Source organism: Sphingorhabdus pulchriflava, from assembly GCF_003367235.1.
GTDB classification, from domain to species: domain Bacteria; phylum Pseudomonadota; class Alphaproteobacteria; order Sphingomonadales; family Sphingomonadaceae; genus Sphingorhabdus_B; species Sphingorhabdus_B pulchriflava.
On sequence record NZ_QRGP01000001.1, the window covers coordinates 710139 to 724110 of the forward strand.

Genomic DNA, 13972 nt, shown 5'->3' on the forward strand with positions numbered 1-13972 from the left:
ATGAGCGTATCGCGCAATTTCGTCCTCGCCGCAGGCGGCACTGGCGGCCACATAATCCCGGCCTATGCCTTGGGTGCCGAATTGATGCGCCGTGGGCACCAGGTTGCGCTGATCACTGATAATCGCGGGTCGACCATTCCGGGATGCCCCGATGGCATGGAAATGCACATCATGCCTGCAGGCCGCGTAGCAGGCGGCCCGCGCGGTTGGCTGGCGGCGGCGCGTAACATCTGGCGCGGGCGGGCGATGGCACGCGCGTTGTTCAACGAATTCGAGCCGACCGCGGTGGTCGGTTTTGGCGGTTATCCGGCGCTGCCAGCCTTGCTCGCGGCCTTTGCCAATAAAGTGCCGACAATCATTCACGAGCAGAACGCTGTTCTCGGCCGTGTGAACCGGCTGGTGGCTGGCAAGGTGAACGCGATTGCCACGGCCTATCCCGATGTGCAACGGGTGAAGCCCGGTCATCAGGCCAAGGTGCATTTGGTTGGCAATCCGGTCCGCGCCGAAGTCATCATGCTGCGCGATGAGCCTTTCCCGCCCTTCATCGAGGATGGTGTATTCCGCGTGCTGGTGACCGGGGGCAGCCAGGGTGCTTCGATCCTGTCCGAAATTGTGCCCGATGCTTTGGCGCGCCTGCCGCTCAATCTGCGCCGCCGCCTGCAAGTGACCCAGCAGTGCCGCGCCGAGGATCTGGAAACGGTGCGAAAAATGTATGCCGATCATCAGATTCCTGCGCAGCTCGCCACTTATCTGGAAGACTTCCCAGAAAGGCTGGGCTGGTCGCATCTGGTAATCGGGCGGGCAGGGGCTTCGACCATTGCCGAGCTAACCTGCGCGGGCCGTCCTGCAATCCTCGTTCCGCTGCCCTCTGCCATGGACAATCATCAGGCGTTCAACGTCAGCGAGATGATTAAGGCCGGTGGTGCGCGCGCCATCAAGCAGTCCGCCTTCACCCCGGTGGAACTGGCCAAGCAAATCCAAAAAATGGCGCTGATTCCTGAAACGCTGCAGAATGCAGCGCGCGCAGCGAAAAGCTGCGGCCGACCGGATGCGGTGCACGATCTGGCTGATCTGGTCGAATCCTTCGGTCGGGCGCCGTTGATGCACACCATTACCAACACAGAACATTCAAGCCTTGGTTTCGGCAGTGCCGAACCGGCCCTTGCACGGAAAGCAGTTTCATGAAGGGTGTTGGCACCGACATCGGCACCATCCATTTCGTAGGCATCGGCGGCATCGGCATGTCCGGCATTGCCGAGGTGATGCACAATCTTGGCTATTCGGTGCAGGGCAGCGACATTGCCGAGGGCTATGTGATCGAAGGGTTGCGCAGCCGCGGCATCAAGGTGATGATCGGCCATACTGCCGAAAATCTGGGCGACGCGGCGGTCGTGGTCACTTCGACGGCGGTGAAGCGAGGCAACCCTGAGGTTGAAGCTGCATTGGAACGCCGTATCCCGCTGGTCCGCCGGGCTGAAATGCTCGCCGAACTGATGCGCCTCAAATATACCGTCGCAGTGGCGGGCACGCATGGCAAGACAACGACGACGTCGCTGATTGCCGCGATGCTCGACGCCGGCGGCCTAGACCCGACCGTAATCAATGGCGGCATCATCAACAATTACGGCTCGAATGCGCGTCTGGGCGACAGCGACTGGATGGTGGTCGAGGCTGACGAAAGCGACGGCAGCTTCTTGCGCCTTGATGGCACCATCGCGGTGGTCACCAATATCGATCCTGAACATCTCGACCATTATGGCGATTTCGATACGGCCAAGGCCGCCTATATCGAGTTCATCGAAAATGTGCCCTTTTATGGCGTCGCGATCCTTTGCCTGGATCATCCCGAAGTGCAGGCGATCATCCCGCGCATCCGCGACCGCCGCATTCTGACCTATGGTTTCTCCGCACAAGCCGACGTGCGTGCCGACAATGTACGTCCCGAATTGGGGGGCAACACCTTTGATGTGGTGATCCGTGCACGCGATGGCAGCAAGCGCGAGATCAAGGATGTGTTCCTGCCGATGTCGGGCCGCCACAATGTGCAGAATGCGCTTGCGGCTATCGCTGTCGGCCTGGAACGCGGGATGACCGACGAGCAGGTGCAGGCGGGCTTTGCCAAATTTGGCGGGGTCAAACGGCGCTTTACCAAGGTCGGCGAAGTCGATGGCGTCACGATCATCGACGATTATGGCCATCATCCAGTCGAAATCCGCGCAGTGCTCTCGGCCGCGCGTGAGGGCGTCAAAGGCCGCGTGATCGCGGTGTGCCAGCCACACCGTTATTCGCGCCTCGGCAATCTGATGGAAGATTTCGCCACTGCCTTCAACGATGCCGATACGGTCTATATCACGCCGGTTTACGCAGCGGGCGAAGCTCCGATCGAAGGCGTCAGCAGCGCCGAGCTGGTCGGCAAGATCAAGCGACGCGGGCACCATAATGCGCAGGAAATTGAGAGTGCAGAGGCGCTGGCGAAAGAACTCGCCGCTACCACGCGCGAAGGCGACCTTGTTGTCTGCCTTGGCGCGGGTGACATCACCAAATGGGCCGCAGGGCTGGCCGAGGCAATCAAAAAGGCACGTGGATGAGCGTTTGCTACGCCTTGCCCCCGGTGCGTGGAAAGCTGACGCATGACGCGCCTCTTGCGCCGCTCGTGTGGTTCAAAAGCGGCGGTTCAGCGGAATGGCTGTTTGAGCCTGCCGATGCCAAGGATCTCGCCGATTTCCTATATGCGCTCGATCCGTCGGTGCCGGTGATGACACTGGGTCTCGGTTCCAATCTTATCGTCCGCGATGGCGGTGTGCCGGGCGTGGTTGTGCGGCTGGGTAAAGCCTTTGCCAAGGTTGCCAAGGTTGATGATGTAACGCTGGATTGCGGGGCGGGGGCTAGCGGGATCCTCGTTTCGTCCACCGCGCGCGATAATGGCATCGCCGGGATGGAATTCCTGCGCTCGATCCCCGGAACTGTTGGCGGTTTTGTCCGCATGAATGGCGGCGCATATGGCGGAGAGGTGAAGGACATCCTCGTCGATTGCGACGTGGTTTTGCGCAATGGCGATCTGGTGACATTGCCGGTAGAGCAACTGCACTACAGCTATCGCCACAGCGAATTGCCCGAAGGTGCGATCGTCGTCGGCGCGCGCTTCCGTGGGAAGCCCGGCGAACCCGAAGCCATACAGGCCGAAATGGACCGCATTTCGGCCAGCCGCGAAGCATCGCAGCCGCTGCGGTCAAAAACCGGCGGCTCGACCTTCAAGAACCCCGATGGCGGTAAGGCATGGCAATTGGTTGACGAAGCCGGCTGCCGCGGTTTGCAAATCGGCGGCGCGCAGGTTTCGGAAAAGCACACCAACTTCCTGATCAACACCGGCGATGCCACCAGTGCCGATATTGAGGAACTGGGTGAAGAAGTCCGCCGCCGCGTGAAGGCGAAGTCGGGCGTCGACCTGCATTGGGAAATTCAGCGCGTGGGAGTGAAGAAGTGAGCGAGCCGATCCATGTTGCGGTATTGATGGGTGGCTGGTCCAACGAACGACCCGTGTCATTGATGAGCGGTAATGGTGTTGCCGATGCGCTCGAAAAGGTGGGATATAAGGTCAGCCGCGTCGATATGGACCGCAACGTCGCGCAGGTGCTCGCCGGAATACGCCCCGATGTTGTATTCAACGCGCTGCATGGCGTTCCGGGAGAGGATGGCAGCGTGCAGGGCATGCTCGACCTCATGCAAATTCCATATACGCATAGCGGGATGGTGACCTCTGTGATCGCCATCGACAAGGAATTGACCAAGCAGCGGCTCGTGCCTGCGGGTATCCCGATGCCCAAGGGGACAATTGTTGAAAGCGAGAGCCTGTATGTGGCTGACCCACTGCCGCGCCCCTATGTGCTCAAACCCGTCAACGAAGGCAGCTCTGTCGGCGTTGCCATCGTCAAAGCCGACGGCAATTATGGCAATCCGATTGCACGCGATGCCGTGGGGCCGTGGCAGGAATTTGACACGCTGCTCGCTGAACCCTTTATCAAGGGGCGCGAACTGACGGTTGCGGTGCTCGGCGGCAAACCGCTGTGCGTGACCGAGCTCAAGCCCAAAAGCGGCTTTTACGATTTCGACGCCAAATATACCGATGGCCTTACCGAGCATGTCTGTCCGGCCGAAATCCCCAAGGATATCGAAGACTATATGATGGAACTGGCGCAGCGGGCGCATGAACTGCTCGGCTGCAAAGGCGCATCGCGCACCGATTTCCGATGGGACGATGAACTGGGTCGTGATGGCGTATTCGTATTGGAAACCAATACCCAGCCGGGCATGACTCCCTTGAGTCTCGTGCCCGAACAGGCGAAGCAGATGGGTATCAGTTATGAACAACTGGTCGACCTCTTGGTGAAGGAGGCGCTGGCATGAAAACCGCCACCGCACGCAAGGCACCAGCCAAAGCCCGCAAGGCGGCACCGCGCAAAAAGGTCCGGCAAATCGGCATCATGGATCGCCTGTTGCGCATCCTTCCCGTCACCGAACAGGATATCCAGCGCGTCCTTACCTGGGGCGTGCTTGCGGTGTTGCTGCTCGTCGCACTGATTGTCGCTAACTGGTTCGGTGTGCCGCAGGCGGCTTACCAGCAATATGCACAAGTCGCCGCCAAGGCCGGATTCGAGGTCAAGCGTGTTGAAATCACCGGCATGGACCGTGTTGACCAGCTTAAGGTCTATGACATAGTGCTCGCAGAAAAAGACCGGGCAATGCCGCTGGTTGATATCGACAAAATCCGCACTGACCTGATTGAATATGGCTGGATCAAGGATGTGCGGGTAACTCGCCGTCTACCGGATACGCTGGTGGTCGACATATTGGAGCGCAAGCCGACTGCTGTCTGGCAGCGCGGTGGGGTTTACTCCTTGATCGATGACCAAGGCACCGAACTTGAGAAAATCAGTGCAGCCGAAATTGGCAGCTATCCGGTGATCAATGGCGATGGCGCCAATCAGCGGGTCGTCGCTCTCAACAAACTGCTCGACAGGGCACAGTCGTTGAAGGATCAGATAGTCGGCGCCAGCTGGATCGGAAATCGCCGCTGGGACCTTCGTTTCAAAACCGGTGAAACCCTGGCCCTGCCAGAAGGGGATCAGTTGGCGGCGGAGGCGTTGGTTAACTTCACGCGTATGGACGGTGTTCACCGCCTGTTGGGCCGCGACATCATTCATTTTGATCTTCGCGATCCGGAGCGTGCCTATATGCGGCGGGCGGCCAAACAAAAACCGCAACCGGTGACGCAACCGGTGTCAAATTCAGATTCCGAGGAACAGAAAGAGGCTGGAGAAGCCGCCTGATGTCTGTCCGTTACGACAAAATCATTTCCACTCTCGACATCGGCTCATCCAAAGTATGCGCGATGATAACCGGTGTAGATGAGGCAGGGGGGCTGCATGTGCTCGGGACTGGTCAGCGCGAGAGCAAGGGGGTTGTTCGGGGGTGCATATCGGACATGCAATTGGCCGAGTTGTCGGTGCGCCATGCCGTCGAACAGGCCGAACGGATCGCCGGAATCAACATCGACAGGGTGTGGATCGGTATGTCGGCAGGCGGTCTTGATAGCCTGCTTTCTCCTGTCGAAATCGATTTGGGCGGTGACCGTATCGAACAGGCAGATGTTGATGATTTGCTGACTGCCGGTCGTGACAATATCGATACGCGCGGTAAAGTTGTGCTGCACGTCAGCCCGACCCTATACGCGCTTGACGGCAATGGTGGCGTTTCCAATCCGCTAGGGCTGCATGCCGACCGGCTTGGCGTTGAAATTCATGCCGTGCTGGCTGATCCGTCACCGGTTCGAAACCTCGACATGACCGCACGCGCATCGCATCTGGGCGTCGATGCGATCGTCGCATCGCCTGTTGCTTCCGGATTGGCCTGCCTAACAGCAGAGGAGCGTGAACTCGGCGTGGCGCTGGTCGAAATGGGGGCTGCGATCACCAATGTTTCTGTGTTCATTGGCGGAATGCTGGCTGGTCTGGTCACACTCAACCATGGCGCCGCCGACATAACAGACGAGATTGCATCTGTGTTCGGGATTCGGCGTGCCGAGGCAGAACGACTGAAATGTTTTCACGGTTCTGCGCTGACTTCTCCCCGCGACCATCAGGAAAGCCTTGATACCGGAGCCCCCGGAGAGGCTGGCGCGAGCGAGCGCCCCAAGATAACCCGGGCACAGCTGAATGCCATCATCCGCCAGCGGATCGACATCATGATTACGGAAATCGGCAAGGCTCTACGTGATATGGGCTTTTCATCACCCGGCAAACACCATGTCGTGCTGACCGGTGGCGGCGCTGAATTGCGTGGACTCGCCGATCATATGCAAGCATCGCTTGGACGCATTGTCAGGGTCGGGCGACCAACCGAGTTGCAGGGTTTGCCCGAAGCGCATTCGGGTCCCGCTTTTGCGACCATGGCGGGACTAGCACTCTACGCACACAGCAACCCTTCCGATCTGCGGTTGGGACTACAAGGCACTGATTCAGCTAATAAAAATGCGAATAAGGGCGTTGTCGCTCGGATCATGCAGGCTATCCGCGAGAACTTCTGAACTGCACCGGTCAAACCCCTTTGGCCTGTGGGTAACTTTTGGGTGTCTTGAGGGTTAATTTGTGCCACAAGACCGCGATAACGGGGGTTTGAAACCACATTTTGTGATGCCTGACTGGCCAAGGGAGTGAATAGGAATGAGCATCAACATCGGTCCGCCAATCGTCGATGAACTGAAACCCAAAATTGCGGTGATCGGTGTCGGTGGGGCAGGGGGCAACGCCATAGCGAACATGATCAATGCGCGCGTAGAGGGCGTCGATTTCATTGTCGCAAATACCGACGCGCAGGCGCTAAATGCTTCTCCTGCTGAGTATCGCATCCAGCTTGGTCCTGACATCACGCAAGGCCTTGGAGCCGGTTCACGGCCTGAAGTTGGCCGCGCCGCTGCCGAAGAAACAATGGAGCAGGTGAAGGAAGCGCTGCGCGGGGCACATATGTGCTTTATCGCAGCGGGAATGGGTGGAGGCACCGGCACCGGCGCTGCACCTGTGATTGCTCGCGCTGCCCGCGAAATGAATATCCTGACCGTTGGCGTCGTTACCAAACCGTTTCTTTTCGAAGGCTCGCGTCGCATGCGTTCGGCGGATGCAGGTATTGACGAGTTGCAGGCGCATGTTGACACGCTGATCGTCATCCCGAACCAAAATCTGTTTCTTGTCGCCAACCCGAATACGACTTTCAAGGAAGCCTTCCTGCTTGCAGATGAAGTATTGCAACAGGGTGTTCGCGGTATCACCGATCTTATGGTCATGCCCGGCCTCATCAACCTCGACTTTGCCGACGTGCGTTCGGTGATGCACGAAATGGGCAAGGCGATGATGGGTACTGGCGAAGCTGACGGCGACGGTCGCGCGCTCGAGGCTGCCGAAAAAGCAATCGCGAACCCGTTGCTCGATGGCGTTTCAATGAAAGGTGCCAAGGGCGTAATCATCTCGATCACCGGCGGTGAAGACATGCGTCTGATGGAAGTTGATGAAGCGGCTAATCACATCCGTGAACTGGTCGATCCCGACGCAAATATCATTTGGGGTTCGGCCTTCAATGAAGGCCTCAACGGCAAGATCCGTGTGTCGGTGGTGGCAACGGGCATTGACCAAGACGGCCAGGCAGCCGTGGCACCGGCGCGCGCTTATTCGTTTGAAAGCAGGCCTGCTCCGGTAGTGCCCAGCTATGAGCCGGTTGCCGAACCTGTCGCGGAACCGCTTGAACTCGACACCGCAGACTACGCCTCGGAAGAATTTACACCTGCTGAAGAATCTGCGCCTGAATATGGCGAACCTCATACCTACGCTTCGGGTGAGGCATATGCCGAACCGGTGGCGACAGGTAGTGATGATCTGCTTGAGCTTGGCGAAGCGCATGTTGCCGACGAACAGCCACAGCCAGTTGTTTATGGTTCAAATAGCGATAGCGACCAGGATTCGGAATCACTTCCGCCTGCGCCGCGCGTCAACAGTGGCGGCGGTACCCTTTTCGAACGCATGTCGAGTCTCTCGCGCGGCTTGACTCGTGGAGACGAAAAGGAAGAGGAAGAGGGCGATACCGGAATCAACATTCCACGCTTCCTCGATCGTCAAAGCAACAATTGACGCAATTTTGACAGTGCCGCCTGCCGCTCGTCGAGCATGCGGCACTGTTTGCCGACCAAAACACCTGCGCGTTTGCAATTTATCGGGTCAACCCCCAGTTGCGTCGGCATGAATGTAATGTTGTTACGTCTTTCTATGCTGGCGACTGTTGCACTGGCAATGCCACTTGCGGCGCAGGACGCCGACGAAAGCGCACTTGAGGCGCTGGACAAGCAGCCTGCGCCAGCGTTCAAGCCACCTGAAGCGCCTGGTTCGGCCGAACTGCGCGATGCCGTGCGCCGGATGGCGCAGCGGCCGACCGATCCATTGGCGCTCACTGACGCAGGCTATGCCTCGTTAAAGCTGGGCGACGCGCAGGCGGCGCTCAATTTCTTCACGCGCGCAAACGGTATTCAGCCGGGCAATGCACGCATCATTGCAGGTCTCGGTGCGGCACATGTTCGCACAGAAAATCCGTTTGAGGCTTTGCGCTATTTCGACGATGCGCTGAAGTTGGGTGCGAACGAACGCTCAATAGCGTTGGACCGCGCGTTGGCGTTCGACCTTTTGGGTAATTTTGAACGGGCGCAGCAGGACTATAAACTCGCCCGCAGTTTTTGGGACAATGATGAAGCCGTGCGGCGGCAGGCAATGTCATTGTCAATGGCTGGAAAAGCCAACGAAGCGGATGCGATGCTTGTTCCGCTATTACAGAAAAACGATCCCGAGGCTTGGCGGGCACGAGCGCTGATGCTGGCATCACGGGGTGAAACGCGCGAAGCAATGCAGATAACGCAAGGGTTTCTAAGTGCGGATTCGGCTCGCCGTTTCGAACCCTATCTGCGCCAAATGGTCCGGCTAACCGATGCACAGAAAGCTGCAGCGTTCCATTTTGGGCACTTTCCGGTGGGCCGTATTGGCGAAGACAGTGCCGAAATCCGCCAAATAGCGGCGAATGGTCCGGCGCCAAAACCGGCTGGCGCTGCTAGCGGACAGGATCGCTTGATCCCGTCGGGAGAACCGTTGGGAGCAAAGGGGCGAAAAACAACCGCCGTAAAGCGCGATACGGAAAAGGTAGTGAAGCCAGGCAAGAAGGGTGGGCGGGAAACGGCTGCGCCTGGGTTCTCAACTGAAACCGCGCAAGCTAAAGTCGCGGAAGCTAGCAAATCCAAGCCTGTTGTTCTTGCGACCGGGTCATTGCCTCCCCCCGATAGTGCCCGCGCTCCGGTGAAACTGGTGTTGCCGCCGATTGAACGGCCAAAAGCGGCAGTGACAGCCTCGCCTGTTGCAACTCCGGCCGCAACTCTGCCTCCTGCGGCACCCAAGGTTGTCGCATCCTCGGCTTATGACCAGACGATAGCGCGGCAAGCACAGGCAGCATCGCCGCCCGCCATGGAATCTGCGGGTAAACCGCCTCGAACGCCTGCTGAAGTAGCGGCTAAGGTTCAGTCGACCAAGATTGCGGTGGCTGAACCTGTGCAGGTCGCCGCACCTACGCAATCGCCGCCGAAGGCAGTAATATCGCCTGAGCCACAGGGCCCATTACCGGACGGGCGGATTGTCGGCGAACAGGTCGTTATCGTAACAACGGCGGAAAATGTCGGCACGCCGTCGCCGGTTCAAACCGCGCAGCCCGCTCCTCCTGTCGAACAACCACCGATCGCCACGGTACAAAGCCCTGCCAGATCTTTCGATCTGGCCGCAGTGGTTGAATCGATCGAAATTCCGAAAAGCGAACAGGAACGTGCAGTCGCCCCGGTTGATCTGACCAAAATCAAACCGGCCCAGCCGAAGCCGGAAAATGCGGTCGATCCGAAAACTGCCAAAGCAAAGGCAGAACCCAAAGCGCCGCCTCAGCCAGCGCGAATCTGGGTGCAGGTGGCCACTGGTGCTGAAGCAGCCTTGGGTGGAGACTATCGCCGCTTTGCCAAGAAATCGCCAGAACTGTTCAAGGGCAAGGAAGGCTGGACATCGGTCTGGGGCAAATCGAGCCGCTTGCTGGTTGGCCCCTTTGCGAACGCCCAGGCGGCGAAGAAATGGGACACCGATTATCGCAAGGCCGGGGGTAGCAGCTTCGTCTGGAACAGCGAGAATGGCACCGTCGTAAAGAAGCTCGGCGCCAAATAGCGGCTGGTTTTGTTAACGCCTCTGGTGCAAAGCGCATGCCCATGCTCAGCCGCGCAACTTTTGCCTGCAATCCTGAAACCAGTCGCGGAAGGCTCTATCCCGAACCGGGTGGGGAGGCGCGCGGCCCGCGCAATATTTTCCAGCGTGATCGCGACCGGATCATCCACTCGATTGCCTTTCGCCGCCTGCGTTACAAGACGCAGGTATTCATCGCGCCCGATGGCGATCACTATCGCGTCCGCCTGACCCACAGCCTGGAAGTCGCGCAGATTGGCCGCACTATCGCTCGTGCGCTGGGTCTCGATGAAGATTTGACGGAGGCATTGTGTCTTGCGCATGATATCGGCCATCCGCCCTTCGGCCATGCAGGGGAGGATGCGCTGGAGGAAGCAATGGCGCCTTTTGGTGGCTTTGATCACAACGCGCAGACGCTGCGTACTCTGTCCAAGCTGGAATCGCCTTATCCGCTCTGGCCCGGCTTGAACCTCAGTTGGGAACTGATGGAAGGACTCGCCAAGCATAATGGGCCGGTCCGCGATCCCAATTGGGCGCTGCGCGAAATCGATGCCGAGTTTCCGCTCGGACTTACCAGCTTTGCTTCACTAGAGGCGCAGATTGCCTCGATTTCGGACGACATTGCCTATGATAATCACGACATTGACGATGGTATCCGCGCAGGCTTGTTGACGATCGACCAACTGCTCGAGCTGCCCTTTGTCGAACGACGCTGGAGGGCGATTTGCGATCGCTATCCGGGTGCTCGGCATGAAACGCTGCTGCGCGAGCTGATCCGCGAACAGATTGGCGTCATGGTCAATGATGTGATTGAAAACACCAAGCTTCGCATCACCGAAGCTGGCATACAAACGGTGGATGATGTGCGCGCCGCGGGCCACACAATTGGCGGTTTTTCCGACGAGCTGGCCGGGCGCGAACGCACGCTCAAGTCGTTCATGTACGCCAATCTCTATCACCACCCGACCCAGATCAGCGCTGCCGAACGTGCGGCCAAGGTGATTGCAGACTTGTTCGAAGCCTATAGCGGAGATGCCGGATTGCTGCCGCAGGAATGGCACGATAGCCTGCCTGACGAACAGCCTGCACGTGCACGCCATATCGGCGATTTTCTTGCCGGAATGACCGACCGGTTCGCGGTCAATTGCCATCGTGAGATATTCGGCGGCGAGCATGAGGGGTTTGGCAAATGAAACGGATCGTCATTGCAGGCGCGACGGGACTTATCGGCAAGCAGTTGGTGGTAGCGCTAGCAGGGCAGGAGGGCGTCGAACCTCATATCCTTGTCCGCCGAAAGCCAGAGTGTGTGCCAACGGGCGTGATTGTGCACGAAGCGGCTGCCTCAGACTGGCCGATTGAGGTTGCGGCGATCAAGCCAGTTGTTGCCATCTCCTGTTTAGGCACGACCATGCGCACTGCAGGATCAAAAGCCGCTTTCCGCGCCGTCGATTTCGATCTGGTGGCTGAATTTGCCTCGGCCGCGAAAGCCGCCGGTGCTCGGCACATGATTGCCGTGTCCTCGGTTGGTGCATCGGACAAAGCCTCCAATTTCTATCTCAAGACCAAAGGCGAAGCTGAGGCTGCGATGGCGCATATGGGTTTCGACCGGGTCGACTTCCTGCGTCCGGGTTTGCTGACGGGTGGGGAACGCTCCGAAAGCCGTCCAGGGGAGAGTGTCGCAATCATGCTGGCACCGCTCACCGACCTGCTGATGGTCGGTGGGCTCAGCCGTTACCGCTCGATTCCGGCGCTGGCCGTCGCTCAGGCTATCGCCCATCTTGCGCTCGCAGGCGGGCACGGAAAACATATCCACGAAAATGATGCGATCCGCGCGCTCGCCGGTTGACTCTAGGGCAGGCAAAAGCCAAGGCCGACTCAGTCGCTGACGAAACGGGAGAGCGCGGGGGAAGCCCCGCCGCCGAAGGAGCAACCGCCCCGGAATCTCTCAGGCAAAAGGACCGTTTTGGCTTTTGCGACACTCTGGAAAGCGTCCCGTGCAAGGCGGGGCCACCGAAGGGGTAAAGCTCTCAGGTATCCGTGACAGAGGGGGCAGGCAGCGACGCGATCGCTGGCTGAACCTTTGTGCGGAGAATTTATGAGCGACGATACCGACATGCTCGAACTGCCGCTGGGCGATTGGCATCGTACCAAAGGTGCCCGCATGGTGTCGTTTGCCGGCTATGCGATGCCAATTCAATATGAAGGCATCATGGCCGAACATCTGTGGACGCGCGAAAATGCGGGTTTGTTTGATGTCAGCCATATGGGGCAGTTACTCCTGTCTGGCGAAGGTCTGGACGCTGCGGTCGAGGCGCTGTTGCCAATCGATCTTAGCACGCTCAATCTCGGTGATCAGCGTTATTCACTATTGCTGGACGAGAAAGGGGGTGTGCTCGATGACCTCATGGTCTCGCGCTGGCCGAATAAACTTTTTTTGGTGGTTAATGGCGCGACAAAGTGGGACGACATCGCCCATCTGCGCAAGAACCTGACTGAAGCGGTAACGATCAATCATCTGGAGGATCGGGCGCTGCTTGCTCTTCAGGGGCCAAAAGCCTTTGCTGCGCTGGAGCGCCACGTCGTCGGTGAGTGGCCGCTATCAGCGCTGACATTCATGCATTTCGGCCATTTCGAATTGGACGGCGTTCCTGCGGCGATCAGCCGATCTGGCTATACTGGAGAGGACGGGTTCGAGATATCAATACCAGCCGACCAGGCTGAGAAGGTAGCTGAGTTGCTTTGCAATGAGTCCGAAGTGAAACCAATCGGTCTTGGCGCTCGGGATTCGCTGCGGCTAGAGGCCGGGCTGCCTTTATATGGGCACGATCTTTCGCCCGATACCTCTCCGATCGAGGCGGGGCTCATGTTCGGGATCAACAAGCGCCGCCGCAGCGAAGGTGGATTTCCGGGTGCCCAAAGGATCCTCGCAGAGATCGCCGAAGGCCCGCCCCGCAAGCTGGTTGGCCTGTCGGTCGAGGGCAAGATGCCGGTGCGCGAAGGTGCGCCGATTTTTGCGGGTGACACGCAGGTCGGGATTGTCACTTCGGGCGGATTTGCTCCCAGCGTCGGTGCGCCGATTGCCATGGGTTATGTCGACGCCAGCCATAACAGTATCGGAACGCCGCTTGAGGCCGAGGTGCGCGGAAAACGCGTGCCTCTGGAGGTTGCGGCGATGCCCTTCATTCCACACAATTATCATCGCAGAGCGATTTCAAGTCAGGCGAAAGCCTGACAACTCGGAAATCGCGGCAACTAAAAAACGAGGAGCGAGCAAATGACCCGTTATTTCACCGACGAGCATGAATGGATCGAAGTCGAAGGCAACACCGCAACCGTGGGCATAACCGACTATGCGCAGGGCCAATTGGGCGACATCGTTTTTGCCGAAGTTCCGGCGGTTGGCACGACGCTTTCCAAGGGTGGCGATGCAGCGGTTGTTGAATCGGTGAAGGCCGCCTCAGACGTTTACGCGCCAGTTTCGGGCACGGTGACCGAAGGCAATGATGCGCTTGCCGACGATCCAGCGCTGGTCAACAGCGATCCCGAGGGTGCCGGCTGGTTCTTCAAGCTGGAACTCAGCGATCCGTCTGAACTCGACGGGCTGATGGATGCGGCAGCTTACAAGGCATTTGTGGATTCGCTTTGATCAATTTCCCTCCCGCAGGCGGGAGGGAAGA

At 58.7% G+C, this 13972-nt stretch carries 12 protein-coding genes and 1 riboswitch; all 12 genes read left to right on the forward strand.

Annotated elements, in window-relative coordinates:
• The 12 genes from murG to gcvH all read left to right on the forward strand — a co-directional run bounded on the left by murG (position 1) and on the right by gcvH (position 13941).
• On the forward strand, positions 1-1185 hold the full coding sequence (murG, locus tag DXH95_RS03655) for an undecaprenyldiphospho-muramoylpentapeptide beta-N-acetylglucosaminyltransferase (RefSeq protein WP_115548080.1): 1185 nt from the start codon (positions 1-3) through the stop codon (positions 1183-1185).
• On the forward strand, positions 1182-2588 hold the full coding sequence (murC, locus tag DXH95_RS03660) for a UDP-N-acetylmuramate--L-alanine ligase (protein ID WP_115548081.1): 1407 nt from the start codon (positions 1182-1184) through the stop codon (positions 2586-2588). Before murG ends, murC begins: the two co-directional genes overlap by 4 nt.
• Positions 2585-3484: a UDP-N-acetylmuramate dehydrogenase gene (gene murB / locus DXH95_RS03665; RefSeq protein WP_115548082.1), complete on the forward strand. Its 900-nt coding sequence runs from the start codon at positions 2585-2587 to the stop codon at positions 3482-3484. Before murC ends, murB begins: the two co-directional genes overlap by 4 nt.
• Positions 3481-4404 carry a D-alanine--D-alanine ligase gene (locus tag DXH95_RS03670; protein WP_115548083.1) on the forward strand — a complete coding sequence of 308 codons (924 nt, stop codon included), beginning with the start codon at positions 3481-3483 and terminating at the stop codon, positions 4402-4404. The genes murB and DXH95_RS03670 overlap by 4 nt, the downstream gene beginning before the upstream one ends.
• The gene (locus tag DXH95_RS03675; RefSeq protein ID WP_115548084.1) at positions 4401-5327 is read left to right on the forward strand and encodes a cell division protein FtsQ/DivIB; all 927 of its coding nucleotides are present in this window, start codon (positions 4401-4403) and stop codon (positions 5325-5327) included. Before DXH95_RS03670 ends, DXH95_RS03675 begins: the two co-directional genes overlap by 4 nt.
• Positions 5324-6583 carry a cell division protein FtsA gene (ftsA, locus tag DXH95_RS03680; protein ID WP_420822283.1) on the forward strand — a complete coding sequence of 420 codons (1260 nt, stop codon included), beginning with the start codon at positions 5324-5326 and terminating at the stop codon, positions 6581-6583. The genes DXH95_RS03675 and ftsA overlap by 4 nt, the downstream gene beginning before the upstream one ends.
• Positions 6584-6719: 136 nt before the next feature.
• The gene (ftsZ, locus tag DXH95_RS03685; protein WP_115548086.1) at positions 6720-8174 is read left to right on the forward strand and encodes a cell division protein FtsZ; all 1455 of its coding nucleotides are present in this window, start codon (positions 6720-6722) and stop codon (positions 8172-8174) included.
• Positions 8175-8282: 108 nt separating this feature from the next.
• Positions 8283-10280: a tetratricopeptide repeat protein gene (locus DXH95_RS03690; RefSeq protein WP_115548087.1), complete on the forward strand. Its 1998-nt coding sequence runs from the start codon at positions 8283-8285 to the stop codon at positions 10278-10280.
• Positions 10281-10321: 41 nt separating this feature from the next.
• On the forward strand, positions 10322-11488 hold the full coding sequence (locus tag DXH95_RS03695; protein ID WP_115549378.1) for a deoxyguanosinetriphosphate triphosphohydrolase: 1167 nt from the start codon (positions 10322-10324) through the stop codon (positions 11486-11488).
• Entirely contained in the window at positions 11485-12141 is a 657-nt protein-coding gene (locus DXH95_RS03700; RefSeq protein ID WP_115548088.1) for an NAD(P)H-binding protein, read from the forward strand. Before DXH95_RS03695 ends, DXH95_RS03700 begins: the two co-directional genes overlap by 4 nt.
• Before the next feature lie 35 nt (positions 12142-12176).
• Positions 12177-12266, forward strand: a riboswitch (glycine riboswitch).
• Positions 12267-12390: 124 nt separating this feature from the next.
• Positions 12391-13527, forward strand: coding sequence for a glycine cleavage system aminomethyltransferase GcvT (gene gcvT, locus DXH95_RS03705; RefSeq protein ID WP_115548089.1), 1137 nt, complete (start codon positions 12391-12393; stop codon positions 13525-13527).
• Positions 13528-13569: 42 nt separating this feature from the next.
• Positions 13570-13941: a glycine cleavage system protein GcvH gene (gene gcvH / locus DXH95_RS03710; RefSeq protein ID WP_115548090.1), complete on the forward strand. Its 372-nt coding sequence runs from the start codon at positions 13570-13572 to the stop codon at positions 13939-13941.
• Positions 13942-13972: the final 31 nt, after the last annotated feature.

Excerpts from the sequence above, each read along its gene's own strand:
- murB (WP_115548082.1), top strand. The coding sequence starts at position 2,585 with ATGAGCGTTTGCTACGCCTTGCCCCCGGTGCGTGGAAAGCTGACGCAT.
- DXH95_RS03690 (WP_115548087.1), top strand. The coding sequence starts at position 8,283 with ATGAATGTAATGTTGTTACGTCTTTCTATGCTGGCGACTGTTGCACTG.
- ftsZ (WP_115548086.1), top strand. The coding sequence starts at position 6,720 with ATGAGCATCAACATCGGTCCGCCAATCGTCGATGAACTGAAACCCAAA.
- gcvH (WP_115548090.1), top strand. The coding sequence starts at position 13,570 with ATGACCCGTTATTTCACCGACGAGCATGAATGGATCGAAGTCGAAGGC.
- gcvT (WP_115548089.1), top strand. The coding sequence starts at position 12,391 with ATGAGCGACGATACCGACATGCTCGAACTGCCGCTGGGCGATTGGCAT.
- DXH95_RS03695 (WP_115549378.1), top strand. The coding sequence starts at position 10,322 with ATGCTCAGCCGCGCAACTTTTGCCTGCAATCCTGAAACCAGTCGCGGA.
- DXH95_RS03675 (WP_115548084.1), top strand. The coding sequence starts at position 4,401 with ATGAAAACCGCCACCGCACGCAAGGCACCAGCCAAAGCCCGCAAGGCG.
- DXH95_RS03700 (WP_115548088.1), top strand. The coding sequence starts at position 11,485 with ATGAAACGGATCGTCATTGCAGGCGCGACGGGACTTATCGGCAAGCAG.
- murG (WP_115548080.1), top strand. The coding sequence starts at position 1 with ATGAGCGTATCGCGCAATTTCGTCCTCGCCGCAGGCGGCACTGGCGGC.
- murC (WP_115548081.1), top strand. The coding sequence starts at position 1,182 with ATGAAGGGTGTTGGCACCGACATCGGCACCATCCATTTCGTAGGCATC.